The sequence below is a fragment of the Xylanibacter ruminicola genome (assembly GCF_900107775.1).
GTDB classification, from domain to species: Bacteria; Bacteroidota; Bacteroidia; order Bacteroidales; family Bacteroidaceae; genus Prevotella; species Prevotella ruminicola_C.
The window spans coordinates 425,466-441,795 of sequence record NZ_FNRF01000002.1; the positions used below are offsets into that span (position 1 = coordinate 425,466).

Annotated in this window: 12 protein-coding genes; 8 read left to right on the forward strand and 4 right to left on the reverse strand. The window is 50.5% G+C overall.

Annotation, left to right across the window (positions count from 1 at the left end; all coding sequences use genetic code 11):
• The first annotated feature begins 6 nt into the window (after positions 1-6).
• The 7 genes from tgt to BLU97_RS05855 all read left to right on the forward strand — a co-directional run bounded on the left by tgt (position 7) and on the right by BLU97_RS05855 (position 9,215).
• Entirely contained in the window at positions 7-1,149 is a 1,143-nt protein-coding gene (gene tgt / locus BLU97_RS05820) for a tRNA guanosine(34) transglycosylase Tgt (protein WP_013065073.1), read from the forward strand.
• The gene (locus tag BLU97_RS05825) at positions 1,146-2,327 is read left to right on the forward strand and encodes an LptF/LptG family permease (protein ID WP_139208860.1); all 1,182 of its coding nucleotides are present in this window, start codon (positions 1,146-1,148) and stop codon (positions 2,325-2,327) included. The genes tgt and BLU97_RS05825 overlap by 4 nt, the downstream gene beginning before the upstream one ends.
• A complete protein-coding gene (locus BLU97_RS05830; protein ID WP_074760666.1) occupies positions 2,327-3,583 on the forward strand; it encodes a DEAD/DEAH box helicase in 1,257 nt (418 codons plus the stop codon). Before BLU97_RS05825 ends, BLU97_RS05830 begins: the two co-directional genes overlap by 1 nt.
• On the forward strand, positions 3,580-4,413 hold the full coding sequence (gene ispE / locus BLU97_RS05835) for a 4-(cytidine 5'-diphospho)-2-C-methyl-D-erythritol kinase (RefSeq protein WP_074760667.1): 834 nt from the start codon (positions 3,580-3,582) through the stop codon (positions 4,411-4,413). The genes BLU97_RS05830 and ispE overlap by 4 nt, the downstream gene beginning before the upstream one ends.
• Before the next feature lie 11 nt (positions 4,414-4,424).
• Positions 4,425-5,465, forward strand: coding sequence for a UDP-glucose 4-epimerase GalE (galE, locus tag BLU97_RS05840; protein WP_074760668.1), 1,041 nt, complete (start codon positions 4,425-4,427; stop codon positions 5,463-5,465).
• A 775-nt stretch (positions 5,466-6,240) separates the two neighbouring features.
• A complete protein-coding gene (locus BLU97_RS05850) occupies positions 6,241-7,185 on the forward strand; it encodes an ABC transporter substrate-binding protein (RefSeq protein WP_074760670.1) in 945 nt (314 codons plus the stop codon).
• Positions 7,182-9,215 carry a SpoIIE family protein phosphatase gene (locus BLU97_RS05855; RefSeq protein WP_074760671.1) on the forward strand — a complete coding sequence of 678 codons (2,034 nt, stop codon included), beginning with the start codon at positions 7,182-7,184 and terminating at the stop codon, positions 9,213-9,215. The genes BLU97_RS05850 and BLU97_RS05855 overlap by 4 nt, the downstream gene beginning before the upstream one ends.
• 593 nt (positions 9,216-9,808) lie before the next feature.
• Here the strand turns inward: BLU97_RS05855 and BLU97_RS05860 are convergent.
• The 4 genes from BLU97_RS05860 to BLU97_RS05875 form a co-directional block, all read right to left on the reverse strand.
• Entirely contained in the window at positions 9,809-11,086 is a 1,278-nt protein-coding gene (locus BLU97_RS05860; RefSeq protein ID WP_074760672.1) for an NCS2 family permease, read from the reverse strand.
• The gene (locus tag BLU97_RS05865; protein ID WP_074760673.1) at positions 11,083-12,189 is read right to left on the reverse strand and encodes a sensor histidine kinase; all 1,107 of its coding nucleotides are present in this window, start codon (positions 12,187-12,189) and stop codon (positions 11,083-11,085) included. The genes BLU97_RS05860 and BLU97_RS05865 overlap by 4 nt, the downstream gene beginning before the upstream one ends.
• 69 nt (positions 12,190-12,258) lie before the next feature.
• Positions 12,259-12,612, reverse strand: a complete 354-nt coding sequence (locus tag BLU97_RS05870) for a hypothetical protein (protein WP_254771670.1) — start codon at positions 12,610-12,612, stop codon at positions 12,259-12,261.
• Between the two features lie 68 nt (positions 12,613-12,680).
• Positions 12,681-12,890 carry a hypothetical protein gene (locus tag BLU97_RS05875; protein ID WP_033150849.1) on the reverse strand — a complete coding sequence of 70 codons (210 nt, stop codon included), beginning with the start codon at positions 12,888-12,890 and terminating at the stop codon, positions 12,681-12,683.
• A gap of 444 nt (positions 12,891-13,334) precedes the next feature.
• Here BLU97_RS05875 and BLU97_RS05880 point away from each other — a divergent pair, with 444 nt between their 5' ends.
• Positions 13,335-16,103, forward strand: a complete 2,769-nt coding sequence (locus BLU97_RS05880; RefSeq protein WP_074760675.1) for a primase-helicase family protein — start codon at positions 13,335-13,337, stop codon at positions 16,101-16,103.
• Positions 16,104-16,330 lie beyond the last annotated feature (227 nt).

Sequence of the window (16,330 nt, forward strand, 5' to 3'; positions counted from 1 at the left end):
AAGTAGATGAAGTTTGAAGTACAACATACCGATGCAGCCAGCGACGCCCGTGCGGGATTGATTACCACCGACCACGGACAGATTCAGACGCCTATCTTCATGCCTGTGGGCACAGTAGGTAGCGTAAAGGGTGTACACTTTAGCGAACTGCGCGAGCAGGTTAAGGCACAGATTATCCTTGGTAACACCTATCATCTGTATCTGCGTCCCGGACTGGACATTCTGCGCCAGGCTGGAGGCTTGCATAAGTTTAATACTTGGGATCGTCCTATCCTTACCGATTCGGGCGGATTCCAGGTGTTTTCATTGACAGGCATTCGTAAGCTTCGTGAGGAAGGTTGCGAGTTCCGTAGTCATATCGATGGTTCGAAGCATATTTTTACCCCTGAGAACGTGATGGACACCGAGCGTGTGATTGGTGCCGATATCATGATGGCGTTCGACGAGTGCCCACCGGGCCAGAGCGACTATAAGTATGCCGAGAACAGCTTGCGACTCACCCAGCGATGGCTGGAGCGCTGCGTCAAGCGTTTTAACGAAACCGAGCCCCTGTATGGCTACAACCAGACGTTGTTCCCCATTGTGCAGGGCTGTACCTATAAGGATCTGCGCCAGGATGCTGCCAAGCACGTGTGCGATGTGCTGGCCAAGCTGAACGACGGCGGTGGTGCCTCGATTGGTGGACTGGCCGTGGGTGAGCCTACCGAGGTGATGTACGAGATGATCGAGGTGGTAAACGAGATTCTGCCTAAGGACCGTCCACGTTACCTGATGGGTGTTGGTACGCCTCAGAACATCCTGGAGGGTATCGAGCGCGGTGTGGATATGTTCGACTGCGTGATGCCTACCCGTAACGGTCGTAACGCTATGCTCTTTACTTACGAGGGCACGATGAACATGCGTAACAAGAAATGGGAGAACGACTTCTCGCCCATCGATCCCGATGGCTGCGAGATCGACCGTATACATAGTAAAGCCTACCTGCATCACCTGTTCAAGGCTCAGGAGCTGCTGGCCATGCAGATAGCCTCTATTCATAACCTGGCGTTCTATCTGCGCTTGGTGGGCGATGCCCGTCAGCATATCATTGCAGGCGACTTTGTACAGTGGAAACGTTCGGTTATCGATCAATTAGGAAGAAGACGATGAAAGAAGCATTCCGTAAGATAAAACATTGGCTGCGATGGTTGCGCTGGCTTAAATGCCTCAGATGCCTGAAGGTGCTGAATCCGTTCAGCTACCTTAAAAGGCTCGACCGCTACATCATAGCCAAGTTTATTGGTACTTACATCTTCTCGATCATCCTCATCATCTCTATCTCGATAGTGTTTGATGTGAACGAGAACCTGGCTAAGTTCTCTACCTATAACGCACCGCTCAAGGCGATTGTATTTGATTACTACGCCAACTTTGTGCCCTACTTCGCTAACCTCTTCTCTCCGTTGTTTGTGTTTATTGCTGTCATCTTCTTTACCAGTAAGCTGGCGGGCAATAGCGAGATTATAGCCATGCTGGCAGCCGGTGTAAGTTTTAAGCGCCTGCTACGCCCTTATATGATTTCGGCGGCATTGATTGCTGCCGTTAACTTTTATCTGGGCGGCTATGTGATTCCTAAGGGCAACCAGGTTAAGATGGATTTCGAGGCCAAGTACAAGAACAAGGAGCGTAACCTTTCGGCCAGCAACGTGCAGCTGATGGTGCAGCCGGGTGTGATTGCCTATCTGCAGCAGTACGACGACGTGACCAAGACGGGTTACGGTTTCTCGCTCGATAAGTTTGAGAACAAGAAGCTGGTGAGCCACATGACGGCCTCGGTTATCCGCTACGATTCAATCAGCGACAGTCGTTACCATTGGAAGGCTCAGAGCTATAAGATACGTACGCTGAAGGGCCTGCGCGAGGAGATCGAATCGGGTGCCGTGATCGATACCCTGATACAGATGGAGCCTATGGACCTGGTGTTCTCGAAAGGTCAGCAGGAAACCCTTACCTCTACCGAGCTGAGTGATTATATCTCGAAACAGGTTGAGCGCGGATCGGTTAACGTGGTGCAGTACGAGGTTGAGTACCACAAGCGCATAGCCACCTCGTTTGCATCGTTCATCCTCACCATGATTGGTGTGTCGCTGTCGAGTCGCAAGCGTAAGGGCGGCATGGGTATGTACCTGGGTATAGGTCTGGCCCTGTCGTTCGGCTACATCCTGCTGCAGACTATCAGTGCCACTTTTGCCATCAACGCCGACACACCTGCGCTGTTGGCTGCGTGGATACCTAACTTATTATATGTAATCATAGCATACTTCTGCTACAGACAAGCACCTAATTAATGAAATTTGAAGAAACATATTTGAATGATAATATTCTCGATGCGCTGTACGACATGCACTTCGAAGATATGACGCCCATCCAGGAGCAGTGTATACCTGAGATTCTGGATGGATACGATGTACTGGGTGTGGCCCAGACTGGTACCGGAAAAACTGCAGCCTACTTGCTGCCAATCCTTTCAGAACTCGACGATGGCGACTATCCCAAGGATGCCATCAACGCCATCATCATGTCGCCAACCCGCGAGCTGGCACAGCAGATCGACCAAGCCATGCAGGGCTTTGGTTATTATCTGGATGATGTGAGCAGCGTGGCTGTCTATGGTGGTAACGATGGTAACCGCTACGATCAGGAGCTGCGCTCTATGCGTATGGGTGCCGATGTGCTGATTGCCACACCTGGCCGACTGCTCAGTCACCTCAAGGTGGGTAATCTCGACCTCTCTCGTTGCTCGTTCTTTGTGCTCGATGAGGCCGACCGCATGCTGGATATGGGCTTTATCGAGGATATCATGAAGATTGTAAAGGAGCTGCCCGACAGCTGTCAGCGCATCATGTTCTCGGCCACCATGCCTAAGAAGATACGTGAGCTGGCCGTACAGCTGCTGCACAACCCCGTTGAGATACAGATTGCCGTATCAAAGCCCGCCGAGAAGATTCACCAGATGGCCTATGTGTGCTACGAGCCACAGAAGCTGAAGATTATACAGGATATCTTTAAGAAGGGCGACCTGCAGCGCGTGATTATCTTCTCGGGTAAGAAGGAGCGTGTAAAAGAGGTTACCCGCAAGCTGAAGTCGATGCACATTAACTGCGACCAGATGCACTCCGACCTCTCGCAGGCCGAGCGCGACGAGGCCATGTACCGCTTTAAGGCCGGTCAGACCGATGTGCTGGTGGCTACAGATATCGTGGCCCGTGGTATTGATATCGACGATATCCGTCTGGTTATCAACTACGATGTGCCAGCCGATAGCGAGGATTACGTACACCGTATCGGTCGTACCGCCCGTGCCGATCGCGATGGCGAGGCCATCACCTTTGTGAGCGACGATGACATGTACCGCTTCCAGAGTATCGAGCACTTCTTGGGTAAGGAAGTAGAGAAGCTGCCCCTGCCCGAAGGCTTGGGCGAGGCTCCCGAATATAAGAAACGCGAAAAGAAACCCACCAGTCGCCGCAACGGTCGCTGGCACTCCAAGGGCCACGGCGGTCACGGAGGTGGTGGCAAAGGAAAAAAAAATAAAAAAGTATGATAACATTTCCTATAGCAAAGATCAATCTCGGATTGAACGTTGTCGAGAAGCGTGCTGATGGTTATCACAACCTGCAGACGGTGTTCTTCCCCGTGCCCCTGCTCGATGCACTCGATGTACAGGAGATGGGCGCCGAGTTCCCCTCTCAGTTCGATTGCGACCTGAAGGTGTCGAACATGCATATCGACGGCGATGAGCAGCGCAACCTGGTGGTGCGTGCTTACAACCTGCTAAAACAGGATTTCCCTGACATGCCTCGCGTGCATGCGCACCTGTATAAAGGTATCCCCACGCAGGCTGGTATGGGCGGCGGATCGAGCGATTGCGGCTTCATGATTACGCTGCTTAACAAGATGTTTAACCTGGGGCTGAGCGATGAGCAGATGATTCAGTATGCCGCCCGTCTGGGTGCCGACTGTGCCTTCTTTATCCTCAACAAGCCTTGCTATGCCGAGGGTATCGGCGAAAAGCTGCACCCCATAGATCTCTCATTATCAGGCTGGTATCTCTCGTTGGTTCGACCAGACATTCCGGTATCTACTCGCGAGGCCTTTGCCCTGATTAAGCCCCACTACCCCGAGTTTAACTGTAAGGAGGTGGTACAGTTGCCCGTTGAAGAATGGCGTGGCAAACTAACTAACGATTTCGAGGACAGCGTGTTTGCTGTGCATCCCGAGTTAGGTGCCGTTAAGGATCGCCTGTATCAGCTGGGTGCCACCTATGCTGCCATGTCGGGTTCGGGCTCTACCCTGTTTGCCCTGTCAAAGCAGCCGCTTAATCTCGATGAGTTCGCTCAAGAGGGAACATTTATTACAACTATATCAATATAATTTAAAACATTATGAAACAAACAATCCTTGTTACTGGTGGAACCGGTTTTATCGGCAGTCACACCACTGTAGAACTGCAGGAAGCAGGCTACGAAGTTGTTATCATCGACAACCTGTCGAACTCAAACGCAAATGTAGTGGATGGTATCGAGAAGATTACCGGTATTCGTCCTGCTTTTGAGAAGGTTGACTGCTGCGACATGGAGGCCCTCGAGGGCGTGTTTAAGAAGTACCCCAACATCGAGGGTATCATCCACTTTGCAGCCTCGAAGGCTGTGGGTGAGAGCGTTGAGAAGCCACTGATGTACTATCGCAACAACCTCACATCGCTCATCAACCTGCTGGAGCTCATGCCCAAGTACGATGTCAAGGGTATCATCTTCTCTTCAAGCTGTACCGTTTACGGCCAGCCTGCACAGGAGAACCTGCCTGTTACCGAGAACGCTCCTATCCAGAAGGCTATGAGCCCTTACGGCAACACCAAGCAGGTAAACGAAGAGATTATCCAGGATTATATCCACTCTGGTGCACCTATCAAGAGCATTATCCTGCGTTACTTCAACCCCATCGGTGCCCACCCATCAGCACTCATCGGCGAGCTGCCTAACGGTGTGCCCATGAACCTCATTCCTTTCGTTACACAGACTGCCATGGGTATCCGCGAGCAGCTGAAGATCTTCGGTAACGACTACAACACACCTGATAAGACCTGTATCCGCGACTATATCTATGTAGTTGATCTGGCTAAGGCTCACGTAAAGGCTATGGAGCGCGTGCTTGATAAGCCTGAGTGCGAGGCTGTAGAGGTATTCAACATCGGTACCGGTAAGGGTCTGTCAACCCTCGAGGTTGTAGAGGGCTTCGAGAAGGCCACTGGCGTAAAGGTTAACTGGACCTACGCTCCACGTCGCGAGGGCGATATCGAGCAGGTTTGGGGTAATGTCGACAAGGCCAACAAGGTACTTGGCTGGAAGGCCGAGACGCCTACCGAGGAAATCCTGCGCACCGCATGGCGCTGGCAGCAGCAGCTCCGCGAGCGCGGCATACAGTAACGTCAAGATCCAAAGGAAGAACATCAGTGTTCTTCCTTTTTTAATCCTTTTCCCAATTATCTTTCAATAACCATTACCTTCTTTTTTCACAACCACCCAACCCTCCTTATCCTAAGGAGGGCCTCAAACCACTCCTAAATCCTCGCCAATCTTTGGCAAGGACTTAGTTGACTACGAGGGAAAACCCTCTCCGTCAAAGTTTTGGTATGGCTCTCGAGCCTTTGTCCTCAGCTACGCTTCGGATTCGCCATATATTGCTTAATGGGGGCGAGCCCCCATACCCCGCACTTCGTGCTTCATGCTTTCTCGTGATAAATCACTCGAAAACATTCCGCACGAGGAGGTCTTTAGAGGAATGCAAATTCTTTGAATCAACATTGAGTCTCGGATTGCGGTACGCAATCTGAGCAACGAAATACGAAATGCTGTTTGAGCGGAGCGAGTTCATTGAGTGATTTGAAGAATTTGTGTTCCGGCCTCCGAGCTCAGGACGTTTTCGCACCTTTCTTTGTTTCGTTTCTTTCAGTGATGAAAGAAATGAAAAGCCGAACTTGGGGAGGGTGGATGTTTCTTTTAGTTCTTTTCTTTGCGCCAAAGAAAAGGACAGACTCGTGGCTGGGAGGGTTGTGAAGAAAGTTGAGTGGTTGTGAAGAAAGGTAGATGGTATTGGAGGAATTGAAAATGAAAAAGACAAGGTTATTAAAAAAAACACCATAAATTTTCATTATATTTAAAATAATATGTATATTTGCAACAAAATATATAAGTATTACCGATGAAACGATTTTTCTATACCTTACTGCTAAGCGTTATTGGCACTTGCAGCATACAAGCACAAAAACAGTTGGTGTTCACACCTACGTGGACAGCGCAGGCGCAGTTTGCCGGGTTCTACGTGGCTGATGCCCTTGGATTCTTCAAGGACGAAGGACTGGATGTGATTATCAAGCATCCGTCGGCTTCGAACACCAGTCTTAACCGTCTGAAGAGCGGCGAGAGTCATTATGTGGCCCTGCATCTGGTGTCGGCACTCGATATGATTGATAAAGGCGACGAGCTGATTAACGTGATGCAGTGCTTTCAGCAGAGCGGCGAGATGATAGTATCACACAAGCCCCTGCGAGGTCTGAAGAGTCTCGATCGCAAGCGTGTGGGCTGCTTTAAGTCGGGCATCTCCAAGCTGCCCATCGCCCTGGCACGCCGCGAGAAGGTAAACATCGAGTGGATACCGTTTATCTCTCACACCAACCTGTATGTCTCGGGGGCCATCGATGCCACGCTGGCCATGAACTACAACGAGTATTACCAGCTGATTATGGCCGGACAGCGCCTGAAGAGGAATCAGATTATATACATGCGCGACATCGGTTGCAACGTGCCCGAGGACGGCGTCTATGTTACCAGGGAATACTTCACCAAGCACAAGGCCGAAATAGATAAGTTTGTGAAGGCCTCGAAACGCGGTTGGGAGTATGCCATCAGTCATCCCAAGGAAACGCTGGATATCGTGATGCTGTACATGCGACAGGCAGGCATTTCGGGCAATGAGGACGCACAGAAGTGGATGCTGAAAGAGTGCCTGCGCCTGCTGGTAAGTCCCAGAACCGGCAAACGCACCTATAAGCTTGAGCCCGAAGGTCTGAACCAGGCCAACAGCATTCTGCTGCAAGGCGGCGAGATAACTAAACCTATCACTTACAAACAAATCACCGAACCATGAAGTACAACAGTTATATCAAACCTTTCCGGACCCTCTACGCCCGCATCACCATGTGGATCATGTTAACGGTGCTGGTGGTGTTCATCATCATCACCTATCTGGTTACCTACTTTGGTGCCAAGGGTGTGCTGTTAGGCTCAACCGAGAATGCCAAGAGCCGCATGGAGATCACCAACCAGCGCATCAACACCGTGATGCATGCTGTAGAAGTGGCCGTTTACAACACCATCCCCGAGGTGGAGCTATCGCTGAACAAACCCGACGATATGTATCGCATCGTGCGCCGATTGCTCGAAATCAATCCTTATATCGTGGGCTCAACAGTGGCGTTCGAACCCTACTACTACAAGGAGAAGGGCGAGCAGTTCTCGCCTTATGCCTACAGGAGCGTCGACAACAATATCCAAACCAAACAGCTGGGTACATCAGATTACGAGTACCACTATATGGACTGGTATCAGATACCCAAACTGCTGAAGAAGAACTACTGGAGCGAGCCTTACTACGATCGCGGTGGCGGCGAGCAGATGATGACCACCTTCTCGCATCCGCTCTACGACAAGAAGGGCAACCTGTATGCCATCATCACGGCCGATATATCGCTTGAGTGGGTTTCCGACCTGCTCCGTAAGAGTGATATCGATTTTAACAATAAAGCCCTGGAGCTGAATATCAATAGCGATGCTGAACTGCAGGCCGAACTGGAGAACGACAGCGATTTCTTCTATCACTATGCCTACTCGTATATCATCGGCAAGGGTGGCACCTATATCGCCCACCCCATGCGCGAACGCATTCTGAACGATACGTACTTCAACCACTCGATGAAATACAACGACAGTATCGACAACCTGATTGGCTACGAGATGATCGACGGTAAGAGCGGCATGCGCATCATCAATCGCGACGGCACCGACTTCATCGTCAGCTATAGTCCGATAGAACGTACAGGCTGGTCGATGGCTACGGTCATCCCCAACAACCTGATTACCAACCGTTCCATCAAGTATGCCACCATCATCGTGGGCGTCATGCTGTTTGGTTTACTGGTGCTGTTCATCATCTGTCGCAGCATCCTCAAGCGTGCTACCCGTCCGCTGGCCTTGTTTGCACACTCGGCCGACAATATCGCCAAGGGTAACCTGAACGCCTCGCTGCCGGTGATACGTACGCATGACGAGATGAAGCAGCTGCACGACTCGTTTGCCATGATGCAGACGTCGCTGAAACAGCAGATCGAGGAGTTGAAGACGGTGAACGCACAGAAGGGACGTATCGAAGGCGAGCTGAAGGTGGCGAGCGACATCCAGATGTCGATGCTGCCTAAGATCTATCCGCCTTATCCCGACCGTCAGGATATCGACATCTTCGGCAGTCTGACCCCCGCCAAGGCCGTGGGCGGCGACCTGTTCGATTTCTATATCCGCGACGAGAAGCTGTTCTTTGTCATCGGCGACGTGTCGGGCAAGGGCGTGCCGGCATCACTGGTAATGGCGGTATCGCGCACGCTGTTCCGCATCGTGTCGTCGCACCTCGAAGAGCCTAGTGGAATTATGCATCAGATGAACGAGGCGCTGTCCGACCAGAACGACTCGAACATGTTCGTCACCCTGTTCATCGGTTCGCTTGATTTGAGAAACGGTCATTTGCAATACTGTAACGGTGGTCATGATGCCCCGTTGCTGGTGAACCTGAAGGAGAACACGCAGCAGCTGTTGGATTGTAAGTCGAACCTGCCTGTTGGTGTAATGCCTGGTTTCGACTTCGAGTCGCAGGAAACGGATATCGATACCGACACGCTGATATTCCTTTATACCGACGGACTGACCGAGGCCGAGAACATCCAGCATCAGTTGTTTACCGAGGCCCGCATCTTCGAAGTGACCCAGCAGCTGTTGACTGACAAACCCGAAGTTCTTTCGGCTCAATCGGTTGTTGAGCGCATGGCGCGGGCTGTGCATCAGTTTGTGGGCGATGCCGAGCAAAGTGATGATCTCACCATGCTAGCAATAAAAAGGAAGAACATCTAACTTCACAACCACCCAACCCTCCTTATCCTAAGGAGGGCCTCAAACCACTCCTAAATCCTCGCCAATCTTTGGCAAGGACTTAGTTGACTACGAGGGAAAACCCTCTCCGTCAAAGTTCTGGTATGGCTCTCGAGCCTTTGTCCTCAGCTACGCTTCGGATTCGCCATATATTGCTTAATGGGGGCTCGCCCCCATACCCCGCACTTCGTGCTTCATGCTTTCTCGTGATAAATCACTCGAAAACATTCTTCGATAAGCGAAGCGAGCAAAGCTAGTAACCGCACTTCGTGCTTCATGCTTTCTCGTGATAAATCACTCGAAAACATTCCGCACGAGGAGGTCTTTAGAGGAATGCAAATTCTTTGAATCGATATTGAGTTTCGGATTGCGGAACGCAATCTGAACAACGAAATACGAAAAGCTGTTTGAGCGTAGCGAGTTCTTTGAGTGATTTGAAGAATTTGTGTACCGGCCTCCGAGCTCAGGACGTTTTCGCACTCTTTCTTTTGTTTCGGTTTTCTTTCTGGTGACAGAAAGAAAATGAAAAAGCCCTCCTTATTTCTAAGGAGGGTAAGGGTAGATTTGAAAAAGAATTATTGACTATTTCTTCTAGCTTTCTTGAACTTCGCCATGTACCCGTAGGTGTACGACAGAATGATATACGCTATCAATCCTGTCAGGATTCCGTCACAGATACTGCCCGTAATCGACATGAGCAGGATGGTGAGGAATGCTGGCATCGACTCGAGGTAGAACGTTACCTTGATGTGTCGTACCACGGCAAACATAAAGAATCCCGCTACTACCATGGCTGGTGCTGTGGCCGATGTGGGAATGGCCAGGAAGATGGGCGAGAATACTAGGCTGATGGCAAAGCACAGGGCCGTTACCAGAGCCGATACACCAGTGCGACCGCCCTCGGCAAAACCCGTTGAGCTCTCAACAAACGTGGTTACCGGACTGCAACCCAGGCAGGCGCCTGATACGGTGGCCAGGGCATCGCTCAGCATAATGCTACGCATGTGGGGAATGCGTCCGTTCTTACGGATGATACCCGCACTGGCCATCACACCTACCACGGTGCCCAGGGTGTCGAACACGTCGAAAAACAGCATCGTTGTTACACATACCCAGAAGTCGGGCCACATCAGATACTCGAAATCGAACTGACACAACAGTGGTGTGGGCGATGCGGGCATCGAAATCAGCTCTTCGGGTATCATGGTAACGCCAGCGGGCAGTCCTACCACGGTTACAATCAGGATGCTCAACAGCAGTCCGCCTTTGATGTGCATCACGGTAAACAGTCCCGTCAACAGCAGTCCCAGCAGGAACAGCAGCGATGTGGGTGTGGTCAGCGTCTCCATATGGTTAAAGATGGTACCCTCGGCCAGGATGCCGCTGTTCTTGAAACCAATCATCGCTACAAAGAAGCCTATACCGGTGGCAAAGGCATATTTCAGCGTGGTGGGCACCATCTCGAAGATAATCTGTCGCAGGTTGCTGACGCATATCAGCACAAACAGCAGTCCCTCTACCAGTACCGCCGTCAGGGCAAACTGCCACGAGTAGCCCATGGTAAGACATATTGTTTCAACAAAAAAGGTGTTCAGTGTTAGGCCTGGTGCCAGTCCGAAGGGGCGCTTGGCGATAAAGGCCATGAACAGCGTGCCCACGATGGCCGAGAGGGCTGTGGCGGTAAACAGCGACTGTATGGGGAATCCCTGTTCGCTCAGGGGGGCAAAAATCACCGGCATCAGTGCTAGTATGTAAACCATGGTGATAAACGTGGTGATGCCCGATATGATTTCGGTCTTCAAACTATCTCTCTGCTGAGAGAATCCTAAGAGGGTGAAGAATTTTTCTTTCATGCTTTGGGTATGTAGGGGATAATCAGGTCGAACTTAGCGCCCTGGGTATATGTGGTATCGAGTGTGAGCGTGCCGCCCATGTGCTGGGCCACCATGCGGCCAATCGAAAGGCCCAGTCCGGCGCCCTGACTAAAGCTGTCGAGCTTGGTGAAACGCTCAAATATCAGCTCGCTCTTGTCGGCTGGAATACCGCAGCCGGTATCGGTTACGGCAAAATGCATCTTGTCGGCCTCGTGGTCCAGACTCAGTGTGATGCTGCCCTGCTTGGTAAACTTGGCGGCATTGTCTAACAGTTTGGCCAGGATGATGCCTACCAGTCGTGGGTGGCACATCACGCGCTCCTCTTCGGGTATGTTGCACTGGCTGTCTAACGTAACGCCTTTTTGTACCACCGGAGCAATGGCGTCGATTGCGCCTGCCATCGTTATCAGCGGCATGCACTCCTCGGCTGGTGGCAGCTCGTTGTCGCCCTCCATGTGCGATATCAGAATCAGGTCGTCAAGGATGTTCGTCAGCAGTCGGGTGTTCTCCTGTATGCGGGCGCTGTAGTCCTGTCGGTCCTGATCGGGCAGATCCATGCCGGGCATGGTGAGTATCTGCGTAAAACCGCTGATGGCGTTCAGTGGCGTGCGTATCTCGTGTGTCATGCTCTGCAGGAATGCCGTTTTGGCTTTCGATGCAGCCTCGGCACGGTCGCGCTCGATAGAGAGCTGCTTGTTTTGTGCCACCACCACATTACGTTCGCGCTCCAGCTGTCGGTTTTTTATCTCCAGGGTGTGTCGCCAGCGGTTGTTGGCCGACAGGAACAGCAGGAAACCGATAATGCCCAGAATCATCACCACGCCACCCGATGTGAATCGTGATCGCTGCTGCAGCTGTTGGTTCTGTCGGCGCATCGCCTCCATCTCTTCGTGGGTAATCTGCTCCTTTATAGGCGCTTGTTTTATGTTGTTGGCAGGTGCCTTTTGGGGCACACTATAAGTCTGAGGTTGAACATTCGGTGCTCGATGCTCAAACTCACAACCCGATAAAGCGATGATAATCAACAGCATAGCTAAAGTAGCCTTTGTAGCCGTTAGTAATTTCTTAAGTAATTGTACCATTGGTCTGACTCTTTTCGTGTGCAAAGGTACAAAAAAAAGATGGCACGAACAAATATCCGTGCCACTTTTTTAGAGGTTATTTTGACTGAGATTCCAGCCTTGTAGCATGGGCATGGGATCGATGGCTGTGGTGCCGTTTTCGTGGATGGCCATGGCTGCGGCGACGGCTATCCAGCGCAGGGGTTGCTCTGATGGATTTCCCAGGCACTCCAGGGCTCCGATACCCGATAGCTGTGCCACATGATCGATGTACGCGCGTGTGTTGTTTTCGGTCGTAGGTGCCCATTTATGGATGATGTCGCGTATGTTGTACAACCGGTATTTATGATAGTACGTGCGCGTAAGCAGTCTGAAGGCTGCTCGCCACCCCCACTCCATACTCTCAAACTGGCAGAAGTCGCCGTCGTGTTGCTGCGCTTTCATACCCTTCCACTTATCCGCGCTAAGTCGGATGTTAAGTGGGTTGCAATTACGTAGTCCTCGTGGTGTGCTCATGATGGTAGTCGTTTGCTGATGATGTTTACGTAGTGGTTAAGTCCGAAGATAGATGCGGCAAACAGGAAAGCCTGTGCCACGTAGAATAGCAGTCCGGTGGCCACATCGTTGATGCTCACCACCTGATACGTCACCAGTCCGATGCTGCTCACAATGAGCAGCACGGCACTGGCATACTGAGAGGTTTTAAAACTTGTGTTTTCCATGGTACGTAGATTTTAAATTGTTTACATCAGCTGTGGACCGGCAGCACCCAGCAGCGCAGCAATCACATACCCTACAACTTTAAGAAGTGTTCTAACTGTTTTGTTCATAATTCTGTGTGTTTAATGAGTATCTTTTTACGTTGCAAAGATACGAAAAATATTCGGAATTACCAAATAATATGCCATATTTTTTTTTGCTAAAACTTTATTTAAAGTATCACTATAGGTTACAAATAACAAAATACTGTTATGCATATGTTTACAATATTTGTTTATATGTAATATCAGCCAACTTTTTTACGTCAAACACTTGTACATATTGAAAATATTCAGTAACTTTGTTGCTGTTTGGGATCTAAGCCTGAGCACGGGCCCTAGAAATCGCTGAAAAAATGTCTATGGCGATTGTAGTGCAAGACACAAAAATAAAACAGACAACAAATTATGAACAAAAATTTATTAGAAAAAATCTACGACCATTCCAATAATGGTCTCGACATCATTTTCGACGTATGCCCTGAGGCTGTCGATGCAGTAGCCAACAAGCGTAAGTTCCGTTTGCGTAGCAACGAGCACACCCCTTCGGCTTGTGTTTATCCGCCTACAGGAAACGTCGCCTACTGGCACGTAAAGGACTTTGGCATGGGCGAAGGCGAAGGTTACTTCTCGCCTATCGACCTGTACATGTGGGATCGCGGCTACACGCAAGCCCAGTTTGCAATAGCTGTTCAGGAGTTGGCCGAGCAGTATGGTGTACAGGACGAACTGAAGCAGGGTGCTAACAAGCCCGAGGTGATTAAGCGCCCCGCCCTGCCCTGCGAAATTGGCAAGCCCGTTAGAGTTACCTATGGCGATGGTTTTACTGCTGCCGACCTGAGTGTTTGGGGACCTTGTGTAAAGGCCGAGCACCTCATGGAATTGGATTGGAATACAGTGGCGACCATTACCCGTACCAGCGATGGCACTACCACCATTAAGAAACCTACCGATACTTATCCTATATATGCGCAGGTATGCATGTATCAGGATGACGATGGCAATATGCAGTCGTTTATCAAGGTTTACGAACCCAAGAACTTCAACAAGTCGTTCCGTTTCAGTATCATCGGGCATAAGCCCCAGCACTATCTCTTCGGACTGGCAGCCCTGCGCCGCAAGTACGAGGAACGTGGCGAAGTTAAGCTCGACGTGGTGGTGATAGTTTCGGGTGGCAGCGATGCCGCAAACTGCTTAAGCATGGGCTATCAGCCCGTATGGCTGAGCAGCGAGACCGAGACACTGCAGGAGTCCGATCTGAAGTTGCTAATGAAATACGCCAAGCGCGTGGTTAACATCCCCGACATCGATGACACCGGCATAAAGGCTGGTCGCCGACTGGCACTTAGCCTGCCCACAATTCATACCGCTTGGATGACTGCCAGCGACATGCACCTACTGCACGACAACCGTGGTCGCTATCGCAAGGACCTGAAGGATTATATCCAGCTTAATCCCCATCGTGCTGCTATGCGACGCCTGATTAGTCGTGCCCAATGTGCACAGTATTGGATAGAGCGCCACGATAAAGATGGCAACATCTCCTATTCCATCTCAGCTGCCCGGCTTAACTATTATCTGGCACTTAACGGCTACTACACGTTGAAGGACGACGCGCACAAGGACCCCGTTTACATTCATATAGATGGTATTAAGGTTACGCGCGTGATGGCCAAAACGATTACCAACTTCCTGTTCACTCAGGCGCAGCGCGAGGGATTAGACGAGGCATTACAGAATCGACTGCTGCGCAGCCACGATTTGCCAACAAACAGCGTGAGCCATCTAATAGAGTGCGACAACCTCGACTTTAATAATTCCACACCCACATCACAGCGATTTTATTTCCGTAATGGTTGGGTTGAGGTAACGGGCAGTGACATCACACGTCATCCCTACTCTAATCTGTGCGACAGTTATGTGTGGGCCGATAACATCGTGGAGCATGATTATCGTAACATGCCGGCGATGTTCACGGTTGATAAGAATAGTGAGGGGCAGCTTGTGGTAGCTATTACCGAAAATCAACCTAGCAAACTGTTTCAGTTTGTGATAAATGCCTCCAGGCTATACTGGCGCAAGGTTGATGAGGGCCATCAATCACTTACCCTCCAGGAGCGCAACGACGAGAATCAATGCCTGCTGGCCAAGCTGGTTAATATCGGTTATCTGCTGCATGGCTATAAGTCGGAGTCGGCTGCATGGGCCACATTCTGTATGGACTCTACGATGGGCGAAACCGAGGACGAGTGCAATGGGCGTAGTGGCAAGTCGTTCTATCTCAAGGCACTAGGCCAACTGCTTAACACTTTTAGCATCGAGGCGCGTGTAAAGTCGGTGGTCGAGAACCGATTCTTGTTTGATGGTGTGAGCGAGAAAACCGATCTTATCATTGTAGATGAGTGCCACAAGGCCCTGAACTTTGATTATTTCTTTGGCAGGATCACCGGCACCTTCCGTGGCGAGGCCAAAGGCGATCACCCGTTCGAGATTCCATTCTCCAAGAGTCCTAAGTTTGCCTTTGGTACCAACTATACCATCCGCAAGAACGATCCCAGCACCATGGGACGTGTTTGGCCGCAGATATTCTCCGATTACTATCACGAGAAAACCAAGCAAAACGACTATCTGCAAACACGTAAGATTAGCGACGACTTTGGTTGCAACCTGATGGGCTCAGAATATCCCGAGAACGACTGGCAGGCCGATATCGCTTTCCTCATGCAGTGCGTAAAGCTTTACCTGTCGTTGCCCGCAGCTGAGCGCAAGATAATGCCACCAATGCAGCAGGTTGAGCACCGTGCTGAGCGTGCCGCTGTGGGTAAGGATTTCGAGGAGTGGGCCGAGGTGTATTTTGCGCCTGATGGTGGCAATCTCGATCGCGAAATTAAGCAAGACGAGATGTATGCCAACTTTAGTCGCGAGATAACATATCGTGTATCCAAGAACGTGTTTACCAAGCGCCTCAAAGCCTACTGCGATTATGCCTCGCACATCCATTGCCTTAATCCCGCATCGATTACTGGTAAACCTAAGGATGGCGAACGCATTCTGCGCCGCGCCGATGGAGTGCTTTCGTACTTTTACTATGTGCAGTCGACTGAGGAATATGAGGCTAAACTAGCCGAGAGAGCGCAGAGAGGATCCGAGTCCGAAGAGCAGGTCATCATATTCTAACGGTACTGTTTTTGTGCTTTTTTGTTTCAGGCCTGCCCCGTTTGGGGCGGGCTTTTTTATGGGGTGTTGCAAATATTGCAGTTGCAATAGCAAATATACTATCTTCATACTCATTTTTAGAATACTATATATACCCTGTTTTTTAGATTTTAATTGCAACACCGCAACAGAGAGTCATTCTAGAAATCTATCTATTTGTTAATCAGACGCATATGCACTCGTCTTTG

Bases quoted from the DNA above. Each gene is read 5' to 3' on its own strand.
- tgt (WP_013065073.1), top strand. From the start codon at position 7: ATGAAGTTTGAAGTACAACATACCGATGCAGCCAGCGACGCCCGTGCG.
- BLU97_RS05825 (WP_139208860.1), top strand. From the start codon at position 1,146: ATGAAAGAAGCATTCCGTAAGATAAAACATTGGCTGCGATGGTTGCGC.
- BLU97_RS05830 (WP_074760666.1), top strand. From the start codon at position 2,327: ATGAAATTTGAAGAAACATATTTGAATGATAATATTCTCGATGCGCTG.
- ispE (WP_074760667.1), top strand. From the start codon at position 3,580: ATGATAACATTTCCTATAGCAAAGATCAATCTCGGATTGAACGTTGTC.
- galE (WP_074760668.1), top strand. From the start codon at position 4,425: ATGAAACAAACAATCCTTGTTACTGGTGGAACCGGTTTTATCGGCAGT.
- BLU97_RS05850 (WP_074760670.1), top strand. From the start codon at position 6,241: ATGAAACGATTTTTCTATACCTTACTGCTAAGCGTTATTGGCACTTGC.
- BLU97_RS05855 (WP_074760671.1), top strand. From the start codon at position 7,182: ATGAAGTACAACAGTTATATCAAACCTTTCCGGACCCTCTACGCCCGC.
- BLU97_RS05860 (WP_074760672.1), bottom strand. From the start codon at position 11,086: ATGAAAGAAAAATTCTTCACCCTCTTAGGATTCTCTCAGCAGAGAGAT.
- BLU97_RS05865 (WP_074760673.1), bottom strand. From the start codon at position 12,189: ATGGTACAATTACTTAAGAAATTACTAACGGCTACAAAGGCTACTTTA.
- BLU97_RS05870 (WP_254771670.1), bottom strand. From the start codon at position 12,612: ATGAAAGCGCAGCAACACGACGGCGACTTCTGCCAGTTTGAGAGTATG.
- BLU97_RS05875 (WP_033150849.1), bottom strand. From the start codon at position 12,890: ATGGAAAACACAAGTTTTAAAACCTCTCAGTATGCCAGTGCCGTGCTG.
- BLU97_RS05880 (WP_074760675.1), top strand. From the start codon at position 13,335: ATGAACAAAAATTTATTAGAAAAAATCTACGACCATTCCAATAATGGT.